This window comes from Nocardia sp. CA-107356 (genome assembly GCF_050946365.1).
Classification (GTDB): Bacteria; Actinomycetota; Actinomycetes; order Mycobacteriales; family Mycobacteriaceae; genus Nocardia.
Map to the genome: position 1 here is coordinate 7,257,277 of NZ_CP191992.1, position 25,611 is coordinate 7,282,887.

Sequence of the window (25,611 nt, forward strand, 5' to 3'; positions counted from 1 at the left end):
CATGAGCCATCGGTTTGCCCACCCGAACCAACCACCACGGGGCAAGTCCTGCGAACGACCCGTTCGCGGCCCGTCTCGCCTCGAGTCGTCGAAGCACATACGACAAAGCCACCGTATTCACAACTCCCCCAACCACCACGGAGCGAGTCTTACGAGCGACCCGTTCGCGGCCCGTCTCGCGTCCGAGTCGTCGAAGCGATGCGCTGCAGGCGCCAGTCTCGACCTCTGGGCCCGCGTACACCTGGTGCTGAACGATCCGCACACCCGCGACCACCACGGAGCGAGTCTTACGAGCGACCCGTTCGCGGCCCGTCTCGCGTCCGAGTCGTCGAAGCGATGCGCCGCAGGCGCGAGTCTCGACGGCTCGGACGCGAGACCAAGGGGGCCGCGAACACGCCGCGCCCGCGCGGCCAAAGATAGAGCCATCCGACACAGTTACCATCGTGGGCGGGCCGCACGACGCGGTCGATCGCTTGTCGCGTTCGGAGCGAGGGGTGAGAACTTTGTGAAAGCCGGAGGACATCAGTTGATCGGGCAAATCCTGGAGGGGCGCTATCGCATCGACGCGCCGATCGCGCGCGGCGGGATGTCTATGGTCTTCCGAGGTGTGGATACCCGCTTGGACCGCCCGGTCGCTATCAAGGTGATGGATCCGAAGTTCGCCGCCGATCCGCAGTTCCTGTCCCGGTTCGAATTCGAGGCGCGCGCGGTCGCCAAGCTCAAGCACCCGTCCCTGGTCGCGGTCTACGACCAGGGCATCGACGGCGAACATCCGTTTCTGATCATGGAGTTGGTCGAGGGCGGCACGCTGCGTGAGCTCTTGCGCGAGCGCGGTCCGATGCCGCCGCATGCGGTGCGCGCGGTCGCCGAGCCGGTGCTGGCCGCAATCGGTGTCGCGCATTCGGCGGGGCTGATCCATCGCGATATCAAACCGGAGAATGTGCTGATCTCCGATTCCGGCGAGGTCAAGATCGCAGACTTCGGTCTGGTGCGCGCCGTCGCGGCCGCGACAACGACCTCGGCGAGCGTGATCCTCGGCACTGCCGCCTATCTGTCCCCCGAACAAGTGACCGCCGGGACCGCCGATTCCCGCAGTGATGTCTACTCCTTCGGCATTCTGATCTTCGAACTGCTCACCGGACGGGTCCCGTTCACCGGCGACAACTCGCTATCGGTGGCATACCAGCGGATCGAGAACGATGTGCCGAGCCCGAGCGAGGTCATCGCCGGGGTACCGCCGGAGTTCGACGAGCTGATCGCGCGTGCCACCAACCGCGAACCCGCGCACCGCTTCGCCGATGCGAACGAGATGGCGGCCGAATTGCATTCGATCGGCGTCGCACTGAATCTGCCGCCGTATCGGGTGCCCGCGCCGCAGGAGTCGGCCGAACATCTCAGCGCCAGCTACCAGGTAGCGACGCCGAATCAGCAGCAGGCCCGGGCCGCGGCGCCGCCAATTCCGCCGCCGGTGCAGCACACCAAGGTGGTCACCGCGGCACGGCCGCGGGTTCCCGATTACCCGCCCAACGACTACGGGCCGCCGAACAGCTACGGGCCGGGCGATCAGTTCCCACCCTCGCATTCGCCGCAGCCGTCACCGTTCGCCGACGACCGCCTCAAATCGCGTCGCACGGTGCTGCTGTGGGTCGCCATCGTCGCAGTCCTGACATTGCTCGTCGGGATCGGCGGCTGGTGGCTGGGCTTCGGTCGCTATTCGGCGGTTCCTTCGGTGGCCGGGAAGGACCAGACCAGCGCGACCACGGCACTGGAGAACGCGGGCTTCGCCACCGAGATCCGGCAGAAGACCTCCGACACCATCCCGGTCGGCGGTGTGGTCGGCACCGATCCCTCGGCGGGATCCAAGGTCACCAAGGGGTCGACGGTGGCCGTGCTGATCTCCAGTGGCAAGCCGCGCGTGCCCGATCTCAAGGCGGGCGATCAGCTTTCGAAGGTCAACCAACTCATCCGCGATGCCGGACTGCAACCGGTGGACGCGGGCGAAACCGGCAGCTCGGCGCCGAAGGGCACCTTCGCCAAGGTTGATCCGGCTCCGGGGACGGTACTTCCGCTGGCCGCGCAGGTGAAGGTGTACCGCAGCAAGGGATCTCAGCCGGTCAAAATGCCCGATCTGCGCGGCAAGACCACCGAGGAAGCGAATCGGGTGCTGACCGCGGCCGGAATCACGGTGCGCGAGACCAGAACTCAGTTCGATCGCAGTATCGAGGCGGATAAAGTGATCAGCACCGATCCGGCCGCTGGCACCACGATCCAGTCCGGTGACGGTGTCACGTTGATCGTCTCCAATGCCGTGAAGGTGCCCATGCTGGTCGGCGAGAGCGTCGGCGACGCCCGCTCGAAACTGCAGGCTCTCGGCCTGCAGGTGACCGTGCGCCAGCTCACTCAGTCCGACAGCTCCGTGGTGATCGGCCAGAACCCGGGCGGGGGCACCAATGTCGAGGCGGGCACAACCGTCGCCCTGACCGCCCTGCCCTGATCGCAGTAGGCACTGCGCGAAGACGACAAGAGCGCCGCACATTCCTTGCGGCGCTCCGTCGAAAAGCGTGGTTCAGCGAAGCATTTCGGCGACGAGGAAGGCCAGCTCCAGCGACTGCTGGGTGTTCAGCCGCGGGTCGCATGCGGTCTCGTAGCGACCGGCCAGGTCCAGGTCGGAGATGTCCTGCGCGCCGCCCAGGCATTCGGTGACGTCCTCGCCGGTCAGCTCGATGTGCAGACCGCCAGGGTGCGTGCCCAGCGCATGGTGCACTTCGAAGAAGCCCTGCACCTCGTCGATGATCCGGTCGAAGTGCCGGGTCTTGTAGCCGGTGGAGGCCTCGTGGGTGTTGCCGTGCATGGGGTCGCACTGCCAGATCACCTGATGCCCGGTCGCCTGCACCTTCTCGATAATGGGCGGCAGCACCTCGCGGACCTTGTTGTTGCCCATGCGCGAGACGAGGGTCAACCGGCCCGGCTCGTTATTGGGATCGAGGCGCTCGACGTACTCCACGGCCTGATCCGGCGTGGTGGTCGGGCCGATCTTCAGGCCGATCGGGTTGGCGAGCAGTTCCGCGAAGGCGATATGCGCGCCGTCGAGTTGACGGGTGCGCTCGCCGATCCACAGGAAGTGCGCGGACAGGTCGTAGAGCACCGGCTCGCCCGCCGGGTTCTCGCCGAGGCGCAGCATGGCGCGCTCGTAGTCGAGCACCAGCGCCTCGTGGCTGGCGTAGATGCGGGCCGACTGCAGGCTGGGATCGTTCACGCGACAGGCGGTCATGAAGGCCAAGCCGCGGTCGATCTCCTCGGCCAGTGCCTCATAGCGCGCACCCGCGGGCGACTTGGCCACGAAATCGCGGTTCCAGTCGTGTACGCGATGTAGATCCGCCATGCCCGCGCCGGTCAGCGCGCGCACCAGGTTCATCGCCGCACTGGCGTTCGCGTAGGCACGCACCAACCGCGACGGGTCGTGCTCACGCACCTTGGCATCGGCGACCAGCGAGTTCACCATGTCGCCGCGGTAGGACTTGAGGCCGAGGGCGTCGGTATCGGAGGAACGCGGCTTCGCGTACTGGCCCGCTATGCGCGCGACCTTGACCACCGGCAGGCTGGCGCCGTAGGTGAGTACGACCGCCATCTGCAGCAGGGTCCGGATATTGCCGCGGATATGCGGTTCGGTGTTATCGGCGAACGTCTCCGCGCAGTCACCGCCCTGCATCAGGAAGGCCTCGCCGCGCGCGACCTCCGCGAGCTGCGCGCGCAGTTCCTCCACCTCGGCGGGCACGCAGATCGGCGGCACGCTCTCCAGCACGGTGCGCATCATCGCCGCCTGCTCCGAATCCCACGACGGCTGCTGCAGCGCCGGACGCGCCAACGCGTCGTCCAGCCGTCTGCGCAGCTCTGCGGGCAATGGCGGGAGCTCCGGCAGGCGATCGATCGGTACGTCGACGGTCCAGTTCACTCGTACAGAATACGGACAACCCGGCGCGCGCAGGTACCCGGATGCGGGGGTCGATCACTCACACCAAGGTGTCATTAATCCCTACCCCCGGACAGCCCCTTGCAAAACTCACGAAGTACGCCACGTATCGTTGACATCCGTGGGGTACTTCGAAGGCGACCGAATGATCGCAACGACGCCCCGACTCGGACCCGATTCCAACGGAAATCGACAGTCGTCGCCATATTGTTCGATAATCTCCCGAGCCCATTTCACCAGATCTTCCACATGCGCACCGGTCGGCTGCCGGGTGAGCCAGAGCTCGAAATTCTCCGGCCTATTGTCGAGTTTGGCCCCGTTGATGTGATGAATGTCTTCACCCGGCCGCAGCTTTCGGTCGAGCTGGGCTTCCATTATCAATCGATGCTCCGATTCCCAGCCGCTCGCTGCCGGTCGGCGCATCCAGTGACCGCACTACGAAATACGGCGACCATCGTACGAACTATTCCGCCGCCGCCCCGGTGCGCCACGTCCCGGAGTCGCTTCGACCGAACCCCAACGCCGCAACTCATGCATGTGCGCCTTACCGATCTCATGCCCGAGAATGGCTGGCCGAGAGCAACTTTCGACCGAGCATCGCGGATATCTTCGACCGAGATCAGCGTTGTAGTGTTTGTTACGCAATCCCCGAAGCCGCACCGGTCGAGAATAATCGGACACGCTACACGAAGAAGACTCGTTCATGACACCCCACGTCGCCGAAACACGTGGGTTCAAGCTATCAGGAAGGCGGGAAGCGATTGAGGTATTTTTATGACACAGAATTCATTGAAGATGGCAAAGTAATAGACTTGGTTTCAATCGGCGTTGTTTGTGAAGACGGGCGCGAATATTATGCGGTCTCCACGGAATTCGACCCCGATCGCGCAGGCCCCTGGGTACGCAAATACGTGTTACCGCAGCTTCCCTCGCCCGCATCACCGTTGTGGCGCAGTCGTGTGCAGATCCGCGACGACCTCTATAAATTCCTGGTACCCCGGCCGTCGGTGACCCCCGAACTGTGGGCCTGGGTCGCCGCCTACGACCACGTCGCCCTGTGCCAACTCTGGGGCTCCATGGTCGACCTGCCCAACGCCCTGCCCCGCTACACCAACGAACTGCGCCAGCACTGGGAGGCCCATGGCCGTCCCGAGCTCCCCCCGGTCCCCCCGGACGCCCACGACGCCCTCGCCGACGCCCGCCACAACCTGGCCAAATTCGAGGCCATCGAGGCGGCGCGCCGCCGGGTCTCCCTCTAACAGCGAAAGGCCCCGAGTCGAATTCGACTCGGGGCCTTCTGCTTTCGAGCTAGGCGATCAGTGGCCGGACTTGCCGTTGCGACCGTTCGCCTGCTCCTGGGCCCGCTGCAGCACGGCGAGCTGCTTGTGCTCCTCGGCGTGCTCGGTCTCGAAGGCCTGCTCGATCTCGTGCGCGGGATCGGCGCGCAGGAAGCTACCGGTGCCCGGCTGACCGGCCGAACCCAGCTTGTTCATCTTCTTGGGCACCGTCGCGCCCTGGTACTCCAGGGGCACCGGGTGGCCGTGATCGTCGACCGGGCCCAGCGGCTGGTGCACCTCGATGTACTCACCGTGCGGCAACCGCTTGATCACACCGGTCTCGATGCCGTGCTCGAGTACCGCGCGGTCGCTGCGCTGCAGGCCGATGCAGAACCGGTAGGCGAGGAAATACGCGACCGGCGGCACGACCAGCAGGCCGATGCGGCCCATCCAGGTGGTGGCGTTCAACGAGATGTCGAACTTCAGCGCCAGGATGTCGTTGACGCAGGACAGCGTCAGCACCACGTAGAACCCGATCGACATCGCACCGATCGCCGTGCGCACCGGCACGTCGCGCGGTCGCTGCAGCAGATTGTGGTGCACATCGTCGCCGGTGAGGCGCCGCTCGATCCACGGGTACAGAATCAGCACCGTGAACACCAGGCCCATGATCAGCGCGACCCAGAACACAGCGGGAACCGTGTAGCGGCCCAGGTACAGCTCCCACGGCGGCATCAGACGCGCCAGACCGTCGGTCCACATCATGTAGAAGTCGGGCTGCGAACCCGCCGACACCTGCGAGGGGTTGTAGGGGCCGAGGTTCCAGATCGGGTTGATCTGCAGCACACCGGCCAGGATCGCCACGATGCCGAGGGTGAAAGCGAAGAACGCGCCCTGGTCGGAGGCGAACACCGGCACAATGCGCGCGCCGACGACATTGTTCTCGGTGCGGCCGGGGCCAGGGAACTGCGTGTGCTTCTGGTACCAGACCAGCGCGACGTGCGCGGCGATCAGTGCCAGGAAGATACCGGGGAACAGCAGCACGTGCGCGATGTACAGACGCGGGATGATGATCTCGCCCGGGAAGTCACCACCGAAGATCAGCCAGTGCATCCAGGTACCGATGATCGGGATACTCATCGTGATACCGCCGAACGCGGCCCGCAGACCGGTACCCGAGAGCAGATCGTCGGGCAGCGAGTAACCGAAGAAGCCCTCGAACATCGCCAGGATCAGCAGCAGGCAGCCGATGACCCAGTTCGCCTCACGCGGCTTGCGGAACGCACCGGTGAAGAAGATGCGGAACAGGTGCACGATGATCGACGCCGCGAAAAGCAGGGCGGCCCAGTGGTGCACCTGGCGCACGAACAGACCGCCGCGCACCTCGAAGGTGATGTTCAGCGCCGTCTCGTAGGCCCGCGACATGGTCACACCACGCAGCGGCTGGTAGGCGCCGTTGTAGACGACCTCGCTCATCGACGGATCGAAGAACAGGGTCAGATACACACCCGACAGCAGCAGAATGACGAAGCTGTAGAGCGCGATTTCGCCGAGCAGGAACGACCAATGGGTCGGGAAGACCTTGTTGATCGACCGCTTCATGAACGCAGCGGCGCGATACCGCTCGTCCGCAGCGTTGGCCTGACCTGCCACACGACTCATGAACGACGCTCCCAGTAGGCCGGGCCGAGTGGCTCGATGTAGTCGCCAGCGGCGACCAGGTAGCCCTCGGAGTTAACGGTGATCGGCAGCTGCGGCAGTGCGCGAGCGGCGGGACCGAAGACCGGCTTGGCCCATTCGGTCGCCAGGAACTGCGACTGGTGGCAGGGGCACAGGATCTTGTTGGTCTGCGACTCGAACAGCGACGTCGGGCAACCGAGGTGGGTGCAGATCTTCGAGTAGGCGAAGTAGTCGCCGTAGTTGAAGCTCTCCTGGCCCTTACGCTTGATGGCCGACTGCGCGTCTTGGGTACGCAGCCGGATCAGCATGACGGCGTTGCGGATACCGCGCAGGGACTGCAGCGTCGCGTGCTCATCGCCGCGCCACTTCTCCTTCCACGGGAACACCGTCTCCATGGCGCCCGCGTCCAGATCCTCGGGGCGCACCAGCATGACGTCCTCCGGGCGACCGGTGTCGCGACGGATGTAGATCGTCTCGCCCGGGAAGTCCGGGGTCCAGCCCGAGACCCACAGCGGCGACTTATCGCCCTTGGCCCACGGGTTCTTGATCATGCCGCCGACGAAGACCAGCAGCGCGCCGATGCCGAGCACGCCGACACCGGCGCCCGCGGTCCGGGTGATCATCTTGCGGCGACCCAGCGTGGAGGTGTCCAGGGCGTCCTGCAGTTCGGCGACCAGGGTGCGGCGCTCGACCTCCGGCGACTTGCCGTCGTGGCGGTCCTGGATGGACAGCTCGGCGGGGATGAACTTCTTTCGGATCAACACCACTGCGACGCCGATGACCAGCACCGAGATACCGAAGCTGAGGCCGACCAGCGGGGTGAACAGCGAGTAGGCGGCGTGGCCCTCCTCGTTAGTGCCCTTGAACTCCCAGGGCCAGAACAGGAACACGCCGACCAGCACCGCCGCGGCGATACCGGAGACCGCGAACCAGAACGAGACCTGGCGTTCGGCGCGCTTCTCGGCGCGGGTACCCGGCACCGGGAACCGCTCGCGCCGGTAGGCGACGTCGACGCCGTCGCGCTCGGTACCGAGCTTGACCAGCTCGTCGCGCGACATCGCGTCGAGTTCTTCCTCGGTGGGCTCAGCCGGTGTGGTGTTCACCTGCTCGTTCGACGGCTCCACGCCGTCGTGGCCCTCATCCGGCCGACCCATGTCGTTTGGCTCCTTGTTTTCGCTCATGAACGTGATCCGATCCACATCGCGGCGCCGACGACGAGCGTGATGCCGACCACCCACATGGCCAGACCCTCGGTCGCGGGACCGAACCCGCCGAGGTCCCAGCCGCCAGGACTCTTCTCCTCGGTGGCGTTCTTGACGTAGGCGACGATGTCGCGCTTCTCTTCCGGGCTCAGCTGCCGGTCGGAGAACTTCGGCATACTCTGCGGGCCGGTGAGCATCGCGTCGTAGATCTGCTGCTCGCTCGCCGGTTCCAGCGGCGGGGCGAACTTGCCGGAGGACAGCGCACCGCCGCGACCGGTGAAGTTGTGGCAGGACGCGCAGTTCATCCGGAACAGCTCCGAACCGCGGGCGATATCGGGACCGCGCAGCGATTCCTGGGCGATCTCGCCGTTGGCGTCGCGCACCACGCTCGGGCCGCCGCCGTTGGCCGCGACATAGGCGCTCAGCGCGTCGATCTGATGGGCGTCGAACTTCGGCTGCTTGCGCGTGGCCTGGGCCTCATTGCGCGCCATCGGCATGCGACCGGAGGAGACCTGGAAGTAGACGGCTGCCTCGCCGACGCCGATCAGGCTCGGACCGCGATCGGTCACGCCCTGCAGGTTGGCGCCGTGGCAGGTGATGCAGGAGGTCTCGTAGAGCTGCTTGCCGTCGCGGATCAGCGCGGACTGGTCCTCGTGCGCGGTCGCGACCTGCGGGTCCGGCGTGATCGCGGTGGCAAGGAATCCGGCTCCGACGAGGCCCACCAGCAGCGCAAGCCCACCCGCGATGCGACGCCGCATACGGCGCTGCTTACGCGTCTTGCTGGCCTCGCCGCTAGCGACTGCTTGCAGGTCGCTCGAAACAACGCTGCTCCCTGGGCTGGCGGGCTCTGGCGCTGACGGGGGAGATGAACTCATCTGTGTCCCTTTGGAGTAGACGGAACCGACTTGTGCAAAAGATTCGGGGGTACTGGCCCGCTCAGCGGACGAAGTAGATCGTGGCGAACAGCCCGATCCAGACGATGTCGACGAAGTGCCAGTAGTACGAGACGACGATCGCGGCGGTGGCCTGCGCGGGGGTGAACTTACTGACCTTGGTGCGGACCAGCAGGAACACGAAGGCGATCAGACCGCCGATGACGTGCATACCGTGGAAGCCGGTGGTGATGTAGAACACCGAGCCGTAGGCGCTGCTCGAGATCGAGGTGCCTTCCTTGACCAGGTTGGTGTACTCGTAGCCCTGACCGGCGACGAACAACGCGCCCATGATCAGGGTGACGACGTACCAGCGGCGCAGGCCGAACACATCGCCCTTCTCCGCCGCGAACACACCCATCTGGCAGGTGAACGAGGAGGCGACCAGCACGGTGGTGACCGGCACGGCAAGCTTCAGATTCAGCTCGGTCGGTTCCGGCGGCCAGTTGCCGTGGGCCTGCGCACGGGCGACGAAATACATCGCGAAGAGGCCTGCGAAGAACATCAACTCGCTCGACAGCCAGATGATGGTACCGACGCTGACCATGTTGGGCCGGTTCAGCGAATGCACACGCTGAGTAATGGCCGAGCCTGGGGTGCCTACTGCGGTCGTCACGGGGGTAAGTATGACTCGTCGTAGTACGACACAGGTACCCGGGTGCGAAACTTGTCCTCCCGTGTCGGAAAACGCACGGACATAGCGGGTCTCGCCCAGGGGATCAGCGAGTTCGTTCGACATCGGGCGCACCCGCGCGCGGCAAGTGGGCGACCTGCGCGACTCCCTCCGCGATCATGACAGGCGTTGGTAAGTAAAAGCTGAGATCAGGAGGCGGATGTGACGCGGTGGTGGCAACGACTGTTCGGCGCGAACGAACCCGAACCGCTCGATCCGACCCGTTCCGATCTAGTAGTCGTCGCGGAGTGCTTCGACGACTCCGAAGCGTGTTCGACGACACTCGCGCGCGGGTCTGCTCTCGATCCCGATGCACCCGCAGTGCTGCGCCATCATCTGCGGCTGCCACCCGAACAGATCGCTCGAGTGTGCGGCATCGCGGCCCAGGACGGATACGCGGCGGCCCCGCGCACCGAGAATCCCGGTCCGTACGAACTGGAATCGCTGATCCTGCAACGCGTCCAGTTGCTGGACGCCTTGCATTGTTCCCAGGAACGGTCCAGGATGGCCGGGCTGGCACAACGCCACGACGGCGTCGCGGACGGCTGGGATGCGCTGCAACCGGGTTCCGCGACCACGCCTCGGTAACAGCGGCTCGCCGACTAGGCTTTCTCGCGACAAACTGGTACGCGAAAACCAGTGTGACGGGAGAAGTGGACATGACTGTGCGGAGCTGGCCCCAGGTGCTCGGGACCCTCGCCGATAGCGGCGACCTGGCAGCGGAGGACACGGCATGGGTCATCAACGAGATCTTCACCGATAACGCCACCCAGGCACAGATCGCCGCCTTCGGTGTCGCCATGAAGATCAAGGGACCCACCCCCGCGGAACTGGCCGGTATGGCCTCCGGCATGCTCGGCCACGCGCGCATCGTGCGCATCGACGGCGATGCCGTGGACATCGTCGGCACCGGCGGTGATCGATCCGGGTCGGTGAACATCTCGACGATGTCCTCGATCGTGGTGGCATCCGCCGGAGTTCCGGTGGTCAAGCACGGGAACCGCGCGGCCTCGTCCAAGAGCGGTGGCGCCGATGTCCTGGAGGCGCTCGGCGTGAAACTGGCCCTCGGCCCCGAGGCGGTCGCTCGTTGTGTGCGCGAGGTCGGCATCGGTTTCTGTTTCGCGCCACTGTTCCATCCGGCGCTGCGCTTCGCCGGACCCGCTCGTAAGGAAATAGGCATCCCCACCGTTTTCAATGTGCTCGGACCGCTCACCAATCCGGCGCAGCCGCGCGCCGGATTGGTCGGCTGTGCCTTCGCGGATCTGGTTCCGGTGATCGCCGGGGTCTTCGCCGAACGCGGCGCCAGTGCCATCGTGGTGCGCGGTAACGACGGCTTGGACGAGATCACCACCTCCGACACCACCGACGCCTGGGTGGTGTCGGGCGGAAAACTGCGGGAAACGACCATCGACCCGACCCGCATCGGCATCGCCCGCGTGGATCTGGACGCGCTGCGCGGCGGCGACGCCGAGGTCAACGCGGGCGTCGCGCGCAGCGTCTTCGCGGGCACCGCGGGCCCGGTGCGCGATGCGGTACTGCTCAACTCCGCCGCCGCGATCATCGCCTACGACCTGTCCCGTGGTGTCGGCGATCCCGACGCCGACATACACGACGCACTCGCCGCGGGCATCGAGCGCGCCGCCGAGGCCATCGACACCGGCAAGTCCGCCGCACTCCTGGACCGCTGGGCCAAACTCACCAACACCCTCGGCGACAACTGACCCGCACCCGCTATAGACCTTCGCGCCCCCTGCGGGCCCGACAAGCGGTGCGTACCGCCACAAAGGGTGCGAAGGTGTCGGCGCGAGGCAAAAGTGCGCCGCATGTCAGCAGTCCGGTTGTGGCCGTGGGGGTTACAGTGACGGCGGCATCCGGCGTGGGCCCCGCATTCGACGTCGGGCGTACGCCGCCCGGCTCGAAAAGGCGAGGAGCACACATATGAAGCGGGGCGTTTACGGGATACCAGGCGTGCTGGCGATCGCGGCGGTGATCGCCAGCGGACCCGCCGCGCACGCGGCGCAGGGCAGCCTGGTCGTCAACGGCACCGTGTACCGCGACCCGTCCGGCTGCATGCAGGTCGGCGGCGGCGCATCCCCCTTGGCCATCGAGAACCACTCCGATGCCACCATCACCGTGTACACCATGGCCGGTTGCAAGGGTGAATCGAGCGCCGTGCTCCCCTCCGGCGCCTCCCGGACCTTCTCCGGCTCTTCCATCCTGGTTTCCTGAGGGCCGCCTCATCCCGCGCGCGGGCAGGCCGGATCCGCACCCTGACGGGTGCCCACCGAGATCTCGATCTCGTCCGGCCGGACTCACTCCCCCAGGGAGAAGCCCGCTTCCACGTCGGCACTGGAATAGGACTTGAAGGCGATGTGGGTGGTGGTGCCGGCAACGCCGGGAGTTTTGTCGATCCGGCCGGTGACGACCTCGGCGATCTGCTCGTGGTCGCGTACCCGCACGATCGCGATCAGGTCGACATCGCCCGCGCAGGAATAGACCTCGGTGACGCCCTCGGTGTCGGCGACCGCCTGCGCGGTCTCCGGAATGCGGGCGTTCTCGGCCTGGATCATCACGATCGCGGTAATCATGGCTGTCAGCCTAGGCGGTCGCCGCGCCGGTACTTCCAGAGTTCGGCCTCCTGCTCGGGGAGTCGGGCGCACGCGGCCGCATCGGCGAGATCGGCCCACCCCGCCCAGCGCCCGGCCCCGTGGATCGGCTCGCCGTATCCGTCACTGGTGCGCACAATCCGAACCCCCGCCCGCCCCAGCCACCGCGTGACCAGAGCGACCTCCTCCGGCGAGGCACCGCGCAGCGGTGGCGATGGCTCCGGCAGCACGGTCTCCGCCGCCGCCACGATGCGTTCGATCACCGGCATGGGTGGCACACCCCGCACCGAGGTCCCCGCCCCCGCGAGCCGCCCATACCGGATCACCGCGTACTCCCAGCCGCCCGCGCCGTCCGGATGCGCCGCGATCAATTCGGCGATCCGCGCCACCGCGGACAGTCGTTGTGTGCGGCGCAAGGCTCGAACAACCGCGACGGTCCGGTCGCGCAGCCGAGCGGCAGCCTCGAAATGTTCTGCGTGCGAATGAGTTTCGATGCGATCGAGCATGGCCCGCAGGGGCGCATCCGAGTGCCCGGCGCACAGCGCCCGAACGGCCGCCGCGGCGGGTTCGTATTCCTCTCTATATAGAGGACTGCCGCCGACGGCCGCCGGACACCCGCCGACCACGGCGGGCGGGCACTCGTGGCGACCGTCGCGGGGCAGTCGCGTCGTGCAGGTGCGCAGGCCGCTGTGCTCGGCGATGGTGAGCGCGACATCGTTGGCATCCATCCGAGAAGGGAAGGGCCCCAACGCATCCGCGGTCGGCGTGCGTGCGATCGCGAATCTCGGGAACGGTTCCTCGGTCAGCGTGATCCACCAACCGCGTTTGGGAAACTTCGAGCGCCGGTTATAGGGCGGGGTATGCGCGACGATGAGCCGCAGCTCGCGCACCCCGGCCTCGAGCCCGTGCGCGCACACCACGTGGTCGACCCGAATGGCAAGCGACACCATCTCTTTCATCCGGCCCCTGGTCTCGGATCCGGTGAAGTAGTTGCGCACTCGGCGACGCAGGTTCACCGCCGTCCCTATATAGAGGACTTCATCGGAGGGCCCGCGGAAGAGATAGACGCCGGGACTCGACGGCAGATCGTTGGCGAGGACCCGTTTTGCGCGTTGGCGCGGTGTGACATTCGGCAGATAGTCGAGCAGTTCGGTCAGGCTGTGCACGCCCAGATTGCCGACCCGGCCGATGAGGGCGTGCAGCACGTCCACGGTGGCTCGCGCGTCGTCGAGGGCGCGGTGGTTCGGCTGGGTGCTTGCACCGAGCAGCGGCGCGAGCACTCCGAGCCGGACCGACGGCGCCTCGTCGCGGGCGAGCACACGCCGTGCCAGCTTCACCGTGCACACCACCGGTCCGCTCGGCCATGGCGTATCCATGCGGGCCGCCGCTGCGCGCAGGAATGCCATATCGAAGCGGGCGTTGTGCGCGACGAGCACCGCGCCCTTGGCGAACTCGAGAAAACCGGGCAGCACCGCCTCGATCCGGGGCGCCTCGTAGACCATCGCGGTGGTGATGCCGGTGATCTGGACGATCGCGGGCGGGATGGCGCGCCCCGGATTCACCAGCGTCGCGAACTCCCCCAGCACCTCGCCGCCGCGCACCTTCACCGCGCCGATCTCGGTGATCGCGTCGCCGTCCGGACTGGTGCCCGTGGTTTCCAGGTCGACGACCACGAAGGTCGTGTCGTAGAGCGGGGTCTCGAGCTCGTCGAAGGCCAGCTGCAGTGCGGCGGCCTGGCGCGGCGTCGGATCGGGCACGGCGTGCAGCGTAGGGCCTCGGTACGACAGGAACGCCCCCGGAAGACCACCTCGGATTTCACCCGGAAATATCCGAATTACGCGATGAGGATTTCGTTCCGATTCCCACGAAATGATCTAGAACACCAAAAAGTGATGCAGGTCACATTGCCTCTAAAAAGGCATCAATCCGCCGGACATGCCCGGGCGTTCGGAGTCGACACCCAGGCGCGCTGCCGTCGATCCGGGGTCGGAGACCGATCGGTTCGACATGCCCGACCGATAGCAACCCGATATACCTTCACGACCTGGTGAAATGTTGAGAAATGCCGCGTCTGGGACAGGCTGCCGTCACTTGACGGCCGGCTCGGTGAAGACGCTGACACTCTCGAATAATCGCCGGTTGTTATCGTTTCGTGATTGTTGTGACATATCTCGCACATAATCCACGGCGAATTTGTTGAGCGTCGCCATTTCGGATGTCTCCGACTTTACAAACCACCGTGATTGGTTCGTAACCTTTTCGAGACCTCACGGAGTCCGGCGCACCACCCGACGGTGACCGAACAGAAGTCCGCCGCACCACCGGGTGCGACGTCGTGGGGCAGATTGGGAGAACCGCATCATGGCGACCAACACCGTCAAGCGACATGCAAAGCGTGCCGTCGCGGCCGGAGCCGTCGGAGCTGCCACGCTCGGCGTCCTCCTGTTGCCCGCCGCGCCCGCGGCCGCCCAGCCGGTCACCATCCCCGGCGTCGGCACATTCGACGTTCCGAACGAGATCCCGATCCCCCAGGGTATCCCCGGTATCGAGGTGCCCGGCGCCCCGGCGCCGCTGCCCTTCATGGCCCCCAAGAAGTCCGTCGGCGATATCGCCCTCGACGCCGCGATGAGCAAACTCGGCGCCCCGTACGTCTACGGCGCAGCGGGCCCGAACGCCTTCGACTGCTCCGGTCTGGTCAAGTGGTCCTACCAGCAGGCCGGCCTGGAATTGCCGCGCACCAGCGGTGAGCAACTCGCCGCTGGCGCCCCGATCTCGCTCGACGACCTGCAGCCGGGCGACCTGGTTTCGTTCTACGGTGGCGGGCACTCCGGCCTCTACGCCGGCGACGGCAATGTGGTCCACGCGTCCACCTCCGGCACCCCGGTGAAGCTCGCGCCGATCTCCTCGATGCCCATCGCGGGTGCTCGCCGCTTCTGAGCGATCTCGCTGATCACCGCCCGGCCGTGCCGCCGGCCGGGCGACAGGACGGCATAGCCTAGGTGATCGTTTCGTGGCCCACTGGACACGGACCTAGGCCGTTCCGTAACCTAATCGAGACCTTCCCGGGTTGCGGAGTCCGCGGCAGACGTTCCCGCAGCTTACGGAGGCGACAAGATCGCTTCACGAGAGAAACGGGGCCTGGCGCGCTGTGACTGCACATCACCGGAGACATCGCACGAAACGTCTGGTGGGAGGGGCATTAGCGGCGACAGTTCTGGCCGCGGCACTCTGCACCGGCAGTACAGCCGGAGCCGATCCAGCCGCCATGCCGACCACGGCCGGCGAGGCCGTGCAGCGCATGATCGACCTGTCCCGCGAATCCGAACAGCTCAATCAACAGGCACTCGGTGCACAGGCCGATCTCGACGCCAAACTCGCCGTCCTGCACGACGCGGACGCCAACCTCGACGCGGCCACGCAGACCGCCGATGCGGCTCGCGACGAAGTCCGCAAGTTCCAGCCGATCATCGATCGCACCGTGATCGCCGCCTATCAGGGTGCACGGACCAACCGGCTCTCCGCGGTCCTGCTCAGCGACTCACCGCAGCATCTGCTCGACCAGATGTCCACCATCGACGTGATCTCGGCCAAGAACTCCGAACAGCTCAATCTCTATAAGCAGGCCACCGCCGCCGCGACCGAAGCGGAGAAGACAGCGCGCACCGCCGCCGACACCGCTCGCGCCGCCTCCGATAAGGCCGACCAGGTGCGCGCCGATCTCGAGCGCAAGCGGGCCGGCCTATCCGGGTCGATCGCGCAGGTGGTCGAGGCGTGGGGTCAGTTGTCCACCAAGGACAAATCGGCATTGGCCGGATCGCCCTTCCCACCCGGTTTCGATACCGACAGCCTGCTGCGCGGCCTGGTTCCCGGCAGCGGCACCAGCGCGCTCGCCGCCGGACTCACCCGGATCGGCGACCCCTATGTCTGGGGCGCGACCGGACCGCACCAGTTCGACTGCTCCGGACTTGTGCAGTGGGCCTTCAAACAGGTCGGAAAGGATGTGCCGCGGACCAGTTCGCAGCAGGCCTCCTACGGCACCCCAGTGGACCGGAACGATCTGCAGCCCGGCGACGTCGTGTTCTTCTATTCCGATATCTCCCATGTCGGCATCTACGCGGGCAATGGACTCATGCTGCACGCCTCCACATTCGGGGTTCCGGTGGCCGTTGCACCCCTGGGGTCGACGCCTTACCATTCGGCTCGGCGATACTGATCAGCTATGAGTAGCTTGCGGCGGGTCCGCACCTGGTTGTTCGTGCGGCGACGCTTCCAGTTCGTCGCCACCGTCGCAATGGTGATGGTGCTGACCGGCACCTGTGGCGCGCTGCTGATGGTGCCGAATTGGGTACTGCCGAAACTGCATGCGGCCCAGCCGACTTCGATCGGCAGTCTGCGCGCCGCCGCCGATGATGATCCGCGCCTGACCGCGGTCCGCCGGACCCTGGAACCCTTCGGGCAGCTCGTCACCGAACGGGTGTTGACCGGGAACGACCAGGAGTCACTGGTCGTCGGTCATCCCGCGCAACGGGCCGAAATCGATACCCTCGCTGGCGAACTCGCCACCGCGACCACTGCCGTCACCGGCGTCTGGGGTTCGGGCTGGGCCCAGTCCGCGACGGTGGTGGTCGCGTCGAACCCGTCGGAGTTCGCTGCGCTGGTTCGGTCGACGAATATGCCCGCCGATGTCGCCGCGGCCTCGGTCGCCGACCCGTTCGTACCGGGCACCCAGCCGACCGGGCAGCGCGTCGTCTTCAGCGCCGACGCCGGACGCCGCCTGGACAGCGATGGCCTGGGCACCCTGCTGCGTCACGAACTCACCCACATCGCGACCCGCGCCCAAACCGTCGACGGCGCACCGCAGTGGATGCTCGAGGGCTTCGCCGAATTCGTCGCCCACCGCGACACCGGACATCGCTTCGCCGATATCGCGCCGACGGTCGCCGCCCGAGTCCGCGCCGGGGATGTCCCGCCCGATCTTCCGGCCGATGCCGACTTCGCCGGGAACGGCGCCGTCACCGCGTATGAACAGGGCTGGTCGGTCTGCGCTTTCGTCGCCGATAAGTTCGACCAACCGCACCTGGTCGAGCTCTACCGCCGCATCGCCGCGGGCAAACAGGACCCCGCCAGCGAGGACCGCATCATGCGCGATGTCCTCGGCACCAGCCGCAGCGACCTAGTCGCCGATTGGCGAAGCTGGCTATCCGCCCGCGCCGCATGAGTCGAGCCGTTCCCGCAGGCACGAGTCTCGACCGCTGGGCGGGTATACATCCGATGCCGAACTGCCCGCTCTAGAGCGACCCCAACGGAGCGAGTCTCACGAGCGACGTTCCCGGCCCGTCTCGCGTCCGACCCGTCGAAGCACATCCACCGCAGTCCAGAGCCTCGACCGGCCGGCGCGAATACATCCGGTACCGACCTGCCCGCCCAAGGTGACCACCACGGAGCGAGTCTCACGAACGATCCGTTCCCGGCCCATCTCACGTCCGACCCGTCGAAGCACATCCACCGCAGTCCAGAGCCTCGACCGCCCGGCGCGAATACATCCGGTACCGACCTGCCCGCCCAAGGTGACCACCACGGAGCGAGTCTCACGAACGACCCGTTCCCGGCCCATCTCACGTCCGACCCGTCGAAGCGCATGCGCCGCAGGCGCGAGTCTCGACCACCGTGCGGGTGTACATCCGGTGCCGAACGATCCGCACCTCGCCAACCCCGACGGAGCGAGTCTTACGAGCGACCCGTTCGCGGCCCGTCTCGCGTCCGAGTCGTCGAAGCGATGCGCCGAAGGCGCGAGTCTCGACGGCTCGGACGCGAGACCAAGGGGGCCGCGAACCCGCCGCGCCGAAGGCGCGGCAATCAGACACAGTAGTTTGTTCCCCATGGCCCGAACTCTGCTGGTTACCAATGATTTCCCGCCGCGGCCGGGTGGTATCCAGTCGTATCTGCAGGCGCTGGCCGGTGAGCTGCCGCCCGATGATCTGGTTGTCTACGCACCGCGGTGGCGCGGCGACAGTCATCTGAAATTCGATGCTGAACAGAAGTTCCAGGTGGTCCGCCACCCCACCACGCTGATGCTGCCGACGCCGCTGGTGCTGCGGCGCGCGGCGCGGCTGCTGCGCAGCGAGAACTGCGACACGGTGTGGTTCGGTGCTGCGGCGCCGCTGGCGTTGCTGTCGCCGATGCTGCGGCGCGCAGGCGCCACCCGGATTCTGGCCAGTACGCACGGACATGAGGTCGGCTGGTCGATGCTGCCGGGTGCGCGGCAGGCGCTGCGTGTGATCGGCGAGCACACCGATGTCGTCACCTATGTCAGTCGGTATACGCGTAGACGGTTCGCCTCGGCGTTCGGGCCGAACGCTGGGCTCGAATATCTGCCGCCGGGGGTGGATACCGAAGTGTTCCGGCCGGATCCGGCCGCGCGCGCGGAACTGCGCGAGCGCTACGGCCTCGGCGATCGGCCGACCATCCTGTGCTTATCCCGGCTGGTTCCGCGGAAGGGACAGGACGCGTTGATCGTCGCCATGCTCGAGATCCGTGACCGCATACCTGGCGCCGTGCTCGTTGTCGCGGGCGGCGGACCGTACGAGGAGAAGCTGCACGCTCTCGCGGCGGCCATCGGCGTCAGCGATGACGTGGTCTTCACCGGCCGGGTCCCGTCCAGCGAACTGGCCGCCCACCACACGTTGGCCGATGTGTTCGCGATGCCGAGCCGGACCCGCGGAGCCGGGCTCGATGTCGAAGGTCTCGGCATCGTGTACCTGGAGGCGTCCGCGTCCGGGGTGCCGGTGGTGGCCGGAAGTTCGGGCGGCGCGCCGGAAACCGTGTTGGAAGGCAAGACCGGACGCGTTGTCGACGGACGCAAAACCACCGAGATCGCCAACGCCATCGTCGATATCCTGTCCGATCGCGATGTCGCCGCCGAGATGGGCACGGCGGGGCGCAAGTGGGTCGAGGAGCACTGGCGCTGGGACAGCCTGGGCGCTCGGCTGCGTCAGCTGCTGCAATAAGGTGACGGCGGCGCACGGTCCAGCGCTGTGATCTACTACGCTCGAACTGTGAGTGAGCGAAGCGAACCAACCATCTGCCAGCCCGTCTCGGGCGCGGCTGTGAGAGAGCGAAGCGAACGAACCATGTGCCAGCGCGCCCTGCGCACGGCGGAGCCGAGCGTCAGCGAGGCGCGGCCGTGAGTAGCATTCAGGTCGCAGATCAGACGTTCGTCGCCGCGCCGGGGGCCGCGGTCGCCGAGATCCTGTCGGGCCCGAACAATTGGCGCCGTTGGTGGCCCGACCTGACCCTCGAGGTCCGGGAAGACCGGGCCGACAAAGGGATTCGCTGGACGGTCACCGGTGCGCTGACCGGAACCATGGAAGTATGGCTGGAGCCCGCACTGGACGGGGTGATCCTGCACTACTTCCTGCACGCCGAACCGAAGGCACCGACTCGCGATCCGGCCGCCGCCAATCGGTCCCGCCGGGTGGCGGGCAGGACGATGTCGTTCGAGATCAAGGCCAGGCTCGAAGCGGGCCGCGCGGCGGGTGTCGCACCGGCGCACACCACCGTCCGCTGACGCGCACGAATACAGCAGAGCAGCTGAAAGGAATCGTTGTCCGCCATGGCCGACAGGACCCAGAGGTCGATCATCATCGATGCACCGTCGCAGCGGGTGATGTCCGTCATCGCCGATCTGGAGTCCTATCCGGAGTGGGTCTCGGCGGCAAAATCCGTTGAGGTGCTGGAGAAAAGCGCCGACGGCCGAGTGCGCACCGCACGCTTCGTACTGGATGCCGGAGTCGTCAAGGACACCTACGTGCTGTCCTACACTTGGCGGCCCGACGACAAGTCGGTCAGCTGGACGCTGATCAGCGGCGATCTGCAGAAGGCGCAGGACGGCACCTACGAACTCATCGACCAGCCCGACGGCACCACCGAGGTGACCTACGAGCTGACCGTCGACCTGAACATCCCGATGATCGGCATGTTCAAACGCAAGGCGGAGAAGGTGATCACCGATACCGCGCTCAAGGAACTGAAGAAACGGGTCGAAGGCTGATCACGCACAAGCCCGAGGCTGCCAGCACCCGGGTCGAACTCTTCATCGGCAAGGGCGGGGTCGGCAAGACGACATTGGCCTGCGCCAACGCCATGGCGTACGCCCGGACCGGCAAGCGCGTGCTGGTGGCCTCGCTGGATCAGGCGCATTCGCTCGGTGACGCACTCGGCTTCCGGTTTCCGCACGATCCCGGCACGGTGGCCGGGATCGCCAGCGTGCTGCCCGGACTCGATGTGATCGAGGTCGATTCCCTTGCGCTGTTGGAGGATCGGTTCCGTGAGGTGGTGCGAATGTTGGCCACCGGGTCCGGCCACGAGCACGGCATCGACTTGGCCGCGCTGGATCCGGCCGAACTGACCGGACTGCCCGGTGTGCAGGAATTGCTGATGCTGGTGGAGATCACCCAGTTCGCCCAGGAGGACGACTGGGATGTGATCGTCGTCGACTGCCCGCCGTCGGCGGATATGTTGCGCATCATCACCGCACCGGAAACCCTGCTCGGCTATGTGGAACGGGTGTGGCCGCCGCACGCACGGGCGCTGAGCACGGTCGGCACCGATCTGCGCCGCGCGGTGCTGGCCACCACGGTCGAACGAATCGTCAAGTCGGTCACCGAGGTGCGTGATCTCCTCTCCGATCACGCACGCACCGGGGCACGGCTGATCACTGTCGCCGAACAGGTGGCCATCGCCGAATCGGAGCGGGTGCTTTCGGCCGCGGCCCTGCTCGGTCTGCGGTTGGACGCGGTGGTGGTGAACAAGGTGCTGCCCGCCGCGCCGCCGCCGACCGCGTTGGAAGTCGCCTCCCATCCGGCAGTGCAGTGGTATCTGAATCGACGCGCCGAACAGCTGGAAGTGGTGAACCGGCTGCAACGGGGTATGAACGGAACACGGGTGCTGATCGCCCAGCACACCGGACCCGAACCGGTAGGGCTCACCTCCCTGTCCGCGCTGTCGTACGCGATGGATTCGGGCGAGCGGTTAGACACCGACCCAGTGCTGCGCGACAATCCGGCGGAGGTTCGCACAAGTTCCGGCGTGCCGGTGGTTCGATTGGAGTCGGGCACCGGCCTGCATTCGGTGTACGCGTTGCGGATGCACCTGCCCGTCGTCGATGCGGCGACGCTGCGACTGGGACGAGTGGAGGACGATTTGATCGTGGGAGCGGACGGGGTCCGGCGCCGGGTGCGCTTGGCGCCGGTGTTGCGGCGGTGCACGGTCGATGGCGCCGAACTCGAGCACGGCTATCTGGTCGTGCGTTTCCGTCCGGACCCGGAGGCATGGCCGGTATGAGTGATCCGAAAGCAGGCCAGGAGGGTGGCTGGCCAGGCGATGGCGATCCCGGTGACGGCCTCGGCGAATTCGTCGAGGAGTTGAAACTGCTCGCGGAGGCGGTACTGGAGCGGGTCGAGCCGGCGTTGCGGCGGGCCGCCGACAGCCAGCCGGACTGGTTGAGCTGCAGTTGGTGCCCGGTGTGCGCGGCGGCGGCGCTGGTGCGTGGTGAGCACCACGACGTGCTCGCGGTGGTGGCCGATCACGGAACCGCGATCGTCACGGTGCTGCGCGAGGCGCTCGCCGGGGTGCCGGTCGATCCGGTCATGCCCGAAGATGGTGTACCGCACGATCATTCGGCCTTCTTCGAACAGCATGCGGACGCACCGGACTCGACATCCGATGCGGCGAATACCCGCGCACAGCGGTCGACCTCGGTTGGGCGCGAGCGTGCTCGCTACGTCGGTATCCCCGTGACGATCAAGGCATGACCGCGCGGGTAGCAGGTGCGCGACCGCTGACCGTCGGTATCGACGTCGGCGGCACCAACATTCGCGCATCGGTGGTCGACGGCGACGGCGAGGTGCTCGATACCGTCGTTGCGCCGACGCCGCATTCGGCGCGGGCGCTGGAGAACGCGCTGGACCGCGCGGTCCGCGAACTGGGCCGCAGGCACTCGATCGGCGCGGTCGGCTTGGCCGTGGCCGGGTTCATCAACGGCGACCGCTCGTCCGTGCGGTTCGCACCGCACCTCCCCTGGCAGGACGCACCGGTCGCGCAGCGGCTCACCGAACGCCTCGAACTGCCGGTGATCCTGGAGCACGATGCCAATGCCGCCATGTGGGCCGAGTACCGGTTCGGCGCGGCGGCGGGCGGACACAATTCGGTGCTGGTGGCGATCGGCACCGGCATCGGCGCGGCGCTGCTCATCGACGGCGAACTGTATCGGGGCACGCACGGCGTCGCACCGGAGCTAGGGCATCTGCAGGTGGTGCCGCAGGGCCGGGCCTGTCCGTGCGGTAAGCGCGGCTGCTGGGAAAGATATTGCAGCGGAACGGCTCTGGTCGATACCGCGATCGAAATGCTGGCCACCGATCCGGTGCATTCGACGGTGCTCGCGCGCGAGGTACTCCGTGATCCCGGTTCGCTGACCGGACGTCGGGTGGCCGGGGCCGCACAGGACGGCGACCCCTTGGCCGCGGCGGTCATGGCCGATTTCGCACGCTGGCTCGGGCTCGGGCTGGCTTTCGTCAGCGATATCTTCGACCCCGGACTGATCGTGATCGCCGGTGGGGTGAGCAGTTCGGCGGCGTTGTTCCTGGACGAGGCGCGGGAGGAATATGCGCGGGCGATCACCGGCGCCGGCCATCGACCGCTGGCCCGTATCCGCACCACACAGCTCGGTGAGGCGGCGGGCATGATCGGCGCGGCGGAACTCGCCAGGGCGACCCTCGCCGACACGGGTCGCGGGCGATCGTGGGTCGCGCGTTCCACCCACTGATCGGTCGGTTATCAGTACTCGAGAACATGTGGTGAGATACGCCGCTCCGCTTGGATGTGATCTGTGACCGACGGTAAAGTCGGCAATTGACGGTTGTACCCGTAAACGATCCCGGCCGCGGGGGTTAGGACGCCATGCTCTACTGGATGCTGAAGTACCTGTTCCCAGGACCGTTCATGCACCTCTACAACCGTCCGACAGTTGAAGGCGTGGAGCACATTCCCGCCGACGGACCGGCCATCCTGGCCGGGAACCACCTGTCCTTCTCGGACTGGTTGTTCGCGCCACTGATGAGCCCGCGCCGCATCAGCTATCTGGCCAAGGCCGAGTACTTCAACACCCCGGGCTTCAAGGGTCGGCTGCAGAAGTTCTTCTTCAGCGCCACCGGCCAGTACCCGATCGACCGCAGCGGCGCCAGCGCCGCCGAGGACGCGCTCACCGCCGCCCGCAAACTCCTCGACAAGGGCCACCTCGTCGGCCTCTACCCCGAGGGCACCCGCTCCCCCGACGGCCGCCTCTACAAGGGCAAGACCGGTCTGGCCCGCCTCGCCCTCGAAACCGGCGTCCCCGTTATCCCGGTCGCCGTCATCGGCACTTTCGAGGTCAGCCCGCCCGGCCCCTTCCGCTGGCGCCGCCACCAGGTCACCGTCAAATTCGGTGCCCCCATCGACTTCTCCCGCTACGAAGGCATGGGCGGCAACCGCTTCGTCGAACGCGCCGTCACCGACGAGGTCATGTACGAGCTCATGCAACTGGGCGGCCAAGAATACGTGGACGTCTACGCCGCCAGCCTGAAAAAGAGCGTCCCCTCCGGCTCCGCCCCCGAAGCCCCCCGTATTCCGGAGACCGCCGCAAGCTAGCCCTCCAGCTCGCCACGAGCCCGGTGCCGAACGCACCGGGCTCGTTCTGTTCCGGCCAGGTAGTCGATTGCATACCGAACTCGATTGCCTCGCAAGGGTATTCGCAATCAGCGCACTGGCCAGTGGGAGCTCCTCCGCTTAGGGTGTTGGGTGCTGTATTCGCACCTATCGGGGGGAGCGTTCGATGTCCAACGCAGATGACCGCATCAATCTGGCTGTCGACTGGTTGGTCCGGAATATCCGTACCGATATCACCGGTGCTGCCGGATAGGGTTGGGTCCCGGATGTGCCGCCGAATCCACAGGACACCGCGGAAGTCGTGTGCGCACTATCCGAGGTCGGTCGCGACATTCCCGACCGGGCAGAGGTCGTCCGCCTCCTCAGGCAAGACTCCCTGGCGGAAGACACCCGTGGCCCTCGCGTCTTTCGGGCACCGATCGATATGGCCTGGCGACTTCGGGCACTACAGTGCCTGGGCCATGGCCCGACCGATCGGAGCGTATCGGCCTGTGCAGCCGCGCTCCTTGCCGAACAGGATCGCGAGACCGGTGGCTGGCGGATGAGTAGCCGGTCGGGCGCCATATCGGTGACGGCGACCACCGAGGCGCTGCGAGCTCTCGTTGGCGTAGCCTCGACGAACGCGACACCGAACGCCGCCGCGGAAGCTGTCGCTCGCGGCACCAACTTCGTCGTCTCCGCACTGCTCGACGATGATGTGCGATTCCAGCCGCTCTACGCAGCCTCGCAGGCGGCAATCGTGTTGTCGCTACCCGAGATCACCGCATTCGGCGGCAAGCGAATCGAGCGCGCCCGGGAGTTGGCATGGGAGAACATACTCCGCACCCTTCGACATGGTGGCGCTCGAGTAGAGGAAGAGATCGTCCGCCGCGGTGATGTCACCGACGCGTGGCGGCATGTGTCGTTGCATTGGGCAGTCACTGCCTTGGCGTACGCGGGTGACCGAGTGGTTTTCGATCCGATCTTTCGCAAAGCGCTGAAAGATCTCCTCGACCTCCAGGACACGGCTCCGACGCTGACGACCCGCGGCGGTTTCCGAACCTCGAGCGAGGGCTTCGTCACCACCTATGCCACAACTCAGGCCGTGGAAGCTCTCGCACAACTGGGGCAGACGCTCAACGAAAGAGTCAATCCGGCAAAGGTCTTCGACCTCATCTGCCGTGACGAGGGGGCCAGCCCCGCCGATCCACAGGATGTGATCTCGGCACGCGGCAGGTCGGTGGTGATGAACAACTACGCGGGAGCGGGACTGCTCGTGATCGGCGGCCCCGCAGGCCTGACCATCGCGATCATGTCGGTGGCGTTCGCCGATCATCTCGGCGACATCGGCAGCCGCGCCCTGGTTGTCTGGGGCACCCTGTTCATAGCTGTCAGCACCCATGTCTATGTCGCAACACGATTCCCGGCAGTCCCGAAAGGTCGAATCGGCACAGCGGTTTTCGCCATCTTTACGGCCGTCGTGCTGCCTGTCGTCACGTTCCTACTGTCCTGACCCGGCGCTCCCGCGCTTCGAGCGCCGCGGTCGTATGCGGACCTGAGCAACTCGACCATGGGCGACCGTCCGGAAGGGC

The 25,611-nt window shown here is 66.5% G+C and carries 24 protein-coding genes; 16 read left to right on the plus strand and 8 right to left on the minus strand.

The features are described 5' to 3' along the window. The first annotated feature begins 526 nt into the window (after nucleotides 1–526). The gene (gene pknB / locus ACQP1G_RS32610) at nucleotides 527–2,494 is read left to right on the plus strand and encodes a Stk1 family PASTA domain-containing Ser/Thr kinase (RefSeq protein ID WP_433193484.1); all 1,968 of its coding nucleotides are present in this window, start codon (nucleotides 527–529) and stop codon (nucleotides 2,492–2,494) included. Nucleotides 2,495–2,566: 72 nt separating this feature from the next. Here pknB and ACQP1G_RS32615 read toward each other — a convergent pair whose 3' ends face one another. Beyond that, on the minus strand, nucleotides 2,567–3,952 hold the full coding sequence (locus ACQP1G_RS32615; protein WP_433193485.1) for a class II 3-deoxy-7-phosphoheptulonate synthase: 1,386 nt from the start codon (nucleotides 3,950–3,952) through the stop codon (nucleotides 2,567–2,569). A gap of 108 nt (nucleotides 3,953–4,060) precedes the next feature. Beyond that, nucleotides 4,061–4,393 carry an HNH endonuclease gene (locus ACQP1G_RS32620; RefSeq protein ID WP_433193487.1) on the minus strand — a complete coding sequence of 111 codons (333 nt, stop codon included), beginning with the start codon at nucleotides 4,391–4,393 and terminating at the stop codon, nucleotides 4,061–4,063. 338 nt (nucleotides 4,394–4,731) lie between these two features. Here ACQP1G_RS32620 and ACQP1G_RS32625 point away from each other — a divergent pair, with 338 nt between their 5' ends. Then, nucleotides 4,732–5,229, plus strand: coding sequence for a polyadenylate-specific 3'-exoribonuclease AS (locus tag ACQP1G_RS32625; RefSeq protein ID WP_433193488.1), 498 nt, complete (start codon nucleotides 4,732–4,734; stop codon nucleotides 5,227–5,229). 57 nt (nucleotides 5,230–5,286) lie between these two features. On the opposite strand, the gene qcrB is transcribed toward ACQP1G_RS32625, so the two are convergent. The 4 genes from qcrB to ctaE all read right to left on the minus strand — a co-directional run bounded on the left by qcrB (nucleotide 5,287) and on the right by ctaE (nucleotide 9,677). Then, nucleotides 5,287–6,909, minus strand: coding sequence for a cytochrome bc1 complex cytochrome b subunit (qcrB, locus tag ACQP1G_RS32630; protein ID WP_433193489.1), 1,623 nt, complete (start codon nucleotides 6,907–6,909; stop codon nucleotides 5,287–5,289). Beyond that, the gene (gene qcrA / locus ACQP1G_RS32635; RefSeq protein ID WP_433209030.1) at nucleotides 6,906–8,081 is read right to left on the minus strand and encodes a cytochrome bc1 complex Rieske iron-sulfur subunit; all 1,176 of its coding nucleotides are present in this window, start codon (nucleotides 8,079–8,081) and stop codon (nucleotides 6,906–6,908) included. Before qcrA ends, qcrB begins: the two co-directional genes overlap by 4 nt. A 23-nt stretch (nucleotides 8,082–8,104) precedes the next feature. Further along, the gene (gene qcrC, locus ACQP1G_RS32640; protein ID WP_433193490.1) at nucleotides 8,105–8,887 is read right to left on the minus strand and encodes a cytochrome bc1 complex diheme cytochrome c subunit; all 783 of its coding nucleotides are present in this window, start codon (nucleotides 8,885–8,887) and stop codon (nucleotides 8,105–8,107) included. Between the two features lie 178 nt (nucleotides 8,888–9,065). Continuing rightward, nucleotides 9,066–9,677, minus strand: a complete 612-nt coding sequence (gene ctaE / locus ACQP1G_RS32645; protein WP_354961035.1) for an aa3-type cytochrome oxidase subunit III — start codon at nucleotides 9,675–9,677, stop codon at nucleotides 9,066–9,068. Nucleotides 9,678–9,896: 219 nt separating this feature from the next. On the opposite strand from ctaE, the gene ACQP1G_RS32650 reads away from it, so the two are divergent. The 3 genes from ACQP1G_RS32650 to ACQP1G_RS32660 all read left to right on the plus strand — a co-directional run bounded on the left by ACQP1G_RS32650 (nucleotide 9,897) and on the right by ACQP1G_RS32660 (nucleotide 11,963). Then, a complete protein-coding gene (locus ACQP1G_RS32650) occupies nucleotides 9,897–10,322 on the plus strand; it encodes a ribonuclease E inhibitor RraB (protein WP_433193492.1) in 426 nt (141 codons plus the stop codon). Between the two features lie 71 nt (nucleotides 10,323–10,393). Further along, entirely contained in the window at nucleotides 10,394–11,455 is a 1,062-nt protein-coding gene (gene trpD, locus ACQP1G_RS32655; RefSeq protein ID WP_433193494.1) for an anthranilate phosphoribosyltransferase, read from the plus strand. A 217-nt stretch (nucleotides 11,456–11,672) separates the two neighbouring features. Further along, nucleotides 11,673–11,963 carry a hypothetical protein gene (locus ACQP1G_RS32660; RefSeq protein ID WP_433193495.1) on the plus strand — a complete coding sequence of 97 codons (291 nt, stop codon included), beginning with the start codon at nucleotides 11,673–11,675 and terminating at the stop codon, nucleotides 11,961–11,963. Nucleotides 11,964–12,046: 83 nt separating this feature from the next. Here ACQP1G_RS32660 and ACQP1G_RS32665 read toward each other — a convergent pair whose 3' ends face one another. Next, nucleotides 12,047–12,322: an Lrp/AsnC family transcriptional regulator gene (locus tag ACQP1G_RS32665; RefSeq protein WP_433193496.1), complete on the minus strand. Its 276-nt coding sequence runs from the start codon at nucleotides 12,320–12,322 to the stop codon at nucleotides 12,047–12,049. A 5-nt stretch (nucleotides 12,323–12,327) separates the two neighbouring features. Further along, complete coding sequence (locus ACQP1G_RS32670; RefSeq protein ID WP_433193497.1) at nucleotides 12,328–14,097, minus strand: DEDD exonuclease domain-containing protein; 1,770 nt, start codon at nucleotides 14,095–14,097, stop codon at nucleotides 12,328–12,330. Between the two features lie 604 nt (nucleotides 14,098–14,701). On the opposite strand from ACQP1G_RS32670, the gene ACQP1G_RS32675 reads away from it, so the two are divergent. The 11 genes from ACQP1G_RS32675 to ACQP1G_RS32725 all read left to right on the plus strand — a co-directional run bounded on the left by ACQP1G_RS32675 (nucleotide 14,702) and on the right by ACQP1G_RS32725 (nucleotide 25,532). After that, nucleotides 14,702–15,277: a C40 family peptidase gene (locus ACQP1G_RS32675; RefSeq protein WP_433193498.1), complete on the plus strand. Its 576-nt coding sequence runs from the start codon at nucleotides 14,702–14,704 to the stop codon at nucleotides 15,275–15,277. A 250-nt stretch (nucleotides 15,278–15,527) separates the two neighbouring features. Continuing rightward, nucleotides 15,528–16,553 (plus strand): NlpC/P60 family protein, encoded by a 1,026-nt coding sequence (locus tag ACQP1G_RS32680; protein ID WP_433193499.1) that lies wholly within the window; start codon nucleotides 15,528–15,530, stop codon nucleotides 16,551–16,553. Between the two features lie 6 nt (nucleotides 16,554–16,559). Beyond that, nucleotides 16,560–17,558: a hypothetical protein gene (locus ACQP1G_RS32685; protein ID WP_433193501.1), complete on the plus strand. Its 999-nt coding sequence runs from the start codon at nucleotides 16,560–16,562 to the stop codon at nucleotides 17,556–17,558. Between the two features lie 661 nt (nucleotides 17,559–18,219). Further along, on the plus strand, nucleotides 18,220–19,347 hold the full coding sequence (locus ACQP1G_RS32690) for a glycosyltransferase family 4 protein (RefSeq protein WP_433193503.1): 1,128 nt from the start codon (nucleotides 18,220–18,222) through the stop codon (nucleotides 19,345–19,347). A gap of 176 nt (nucleotides 19,348–19,523) precedes the next feature. Further along, the gene (locus ACQP1G_RS32695; protein WP_433193504.1) at nucleotides 19,524–19,907 is read left to right on the plus strand and encodes a polyketide cyclase / dehydrase and lipid transport; all 384 of its coding nucleotides are present in this window, start codon (nucleotides 19,524–19,526) and stop codon (nucleotides 19,905–19,907) included. A 45-nt stretch (nucleotides 19,908–19,952) separates the two neighbouring features. After that, nucleotides 19,953–20,390, plus strand: a complete 438-nt coding sequence (locus ACQP1G_RS32700) for an SRPBCC family protein (protein ID WP_433193505.1) — start codon at nucleotides 19,953–19,955, stop codon at nucleotides 20,388–20,390. Continuing rightward, nucleotides 20,390–21,682 (plus strand): ArsA family ATPase, encoded by a 1,293-nt coding sequence (locus tag ACQP1G_RS32705; RefSeq protein WP_433209033.1) that lies wholly within the window; start codon nucleotides 20,390–20,392, stop codon nucleotides 21,680–21,682. Before ACQP1G_RS32700 ends, ACQP1G_RS32705 begins: the two co-directional genes overlap by 1 nt. After that, a complete protein-coding gene (locus ACQP1G_RS32710; RefSeq protein ID WP_433193506.1) occupies nucleotides 21,679–22,152 on the plus strand; it encodes a hypothetical protein in 474 nt (157 codons plus the stop codon). Before ACQP1G_RS32705 ends, ACQP1G_RS32710 begins: the two co-directional genes overlap by 4 nt. Further along, the gene (locus tag ACQP1G_RS32715) at nucleotides 22,149–23,162 is read left to right on the plus strand and encodes an ROK family protein (protein WP_433193507.1); all 1,014 of its coding nucleotides are present in this window, start codon (nucleotides 22,149–22,151) and stop codon (nucleotides 23,160–23,162) included. The genes ACQP1G_RS32710 and ACQP1G_RS32715 overlap by 4 nt, the downstream gene beginning before the upstream one ends. Before the next feature lie 134 nt (nucleotides 23,163–23,296). Next, nucleotides 23,297–24,022, plus strand: a complete 726-nt coding sequence (locus ACQP1G_RS32720) for a lysophospholipid acyltransferase family protein (protein WP_433193509.1) — start codon at nucleotides 23,297–23,299, stop codon at nucleotides 24,020–24,022. A gap of 559 nt (nucleotides 24,023–24,581) precedes the next feature. Beyond that, a complete protein-coding gene (locus tag ACQP1G_RS32725; protein ID WP_433193510.1) occupies nucleotides 24,582–25,532 on the plus strand; it encodes a hypothetical protein in 951 nt (316 codons plus the stop codon). The last annotated feature ends 79 nt before the right edge of the window (nucleotides 25,533–25,611 follow it).

Bases quoted from the DNA above. Each gene is read 5' to 3' on its own strand.
- ACQP1G_RS32620 (WP_433193487.1), bottom strand. From the start codon at position 4,393: ATGCGCCGACCGGCAGCGAGCGGCTGGGAATCGGAGCATCGATTGATA.
- qcrB (WP_433193489.1), bottom strand. From the start codon at position 6,909: ATGAGTCGTGTGGCAGGTCAGGCCAACGCTGCGGACGAGCGGTATCGC.
- qcrA (WP_433209030.1), bottom strand. From the start codon at position 8,081: ATGGGTCGGCCGGATGAGGGCCACGACGGCGTGGAGCCGTCGAACGAG.
- qcrC (WP_433193490.1), bottom strand. From the start codon at position 8,887: ATGCGGCGTCGCATCGCGGGTGGGCTTGCGCTGCTGGTGGGCCTCGTC.
- trpD (WP_433193494.1), top strand. From the start codon at position 10,394: ATGACTGTGCGGAGCTGGCCCCAGGTGCTCGGGACCCTCGCCGATAGC.
- ACQP1G_RS32660 (WP_433193495.1), top strand. From the start codon at position 11,673: ATGAAGCGGGGCGTTTACGGGATACCAGGCGTGCTGGCGATCGCGGCG.
- ACQP1G_RS32665 (WP_433193496.1), bottom strand. From the start codon at position 12,322: ATGATTACCGCGATCGTGATGATCCAGGCCGAGAACGCCCGCATTCCG.
- ACQP1G_RS32675 (WP_433193498.1), top strand. From the start codon at position 14,702: ATGGCGACCAACACCGTCAAGCGACATGCAAAGCGTGCCGTCGCGGCC.
- ACQP1G_RS32685 (WP_433193501.1), top strand. From the start codon at position 16,560: ATGAGTAGCTTGCGGCGGGTCCGCACCTGGTTGTTCGTGCGGCGACGC.
- ACQP1G_RS32690 (WP_433193503.1), top strand. From the start codon at position 18,220: ATGGCCCGAACTCTGCTGGTTACCAATGATTTCCCGCCGCGGCCGGGT.
- ACQP1G_RS32700 (WP_433193505.1), top strand. From the start codon at position 19,953: ATGGCCGACAGGACCCAGAGGTCGATCATCATCGATGCACCGTCGCAG.
- ACQP1G_RS32710 (WP_433193506.1), top strand. From the start codon at position 21,679: ATGAGTGATCCGAAAGCAGGCCAGGAGGGTGGCTGGCCAGGCGATGGC.
- ACQP1G_RS32715 (WP_433193507.1), top strand. From the start codon at position 22,149: ATGACCGCGCGGGTAGCAGGTGCGCGACCGCTGACCGTCGGTATCGAC.
- ACQP1G_RS32720 (WP_433193509.1), top strand. From the start codon at position 23,297: ATGCTCTACTGGATGCTGAAGTACCTGTTCCCAGGACCGTTCATGCAC.
- ACQP1G_RS32725 (WP_433193510.1), top strand. From the start codon at position 24,582: ATGAGTAGCCGGTCGGGCGCCATATCGGTGACGGCGACCACCGAGGCG.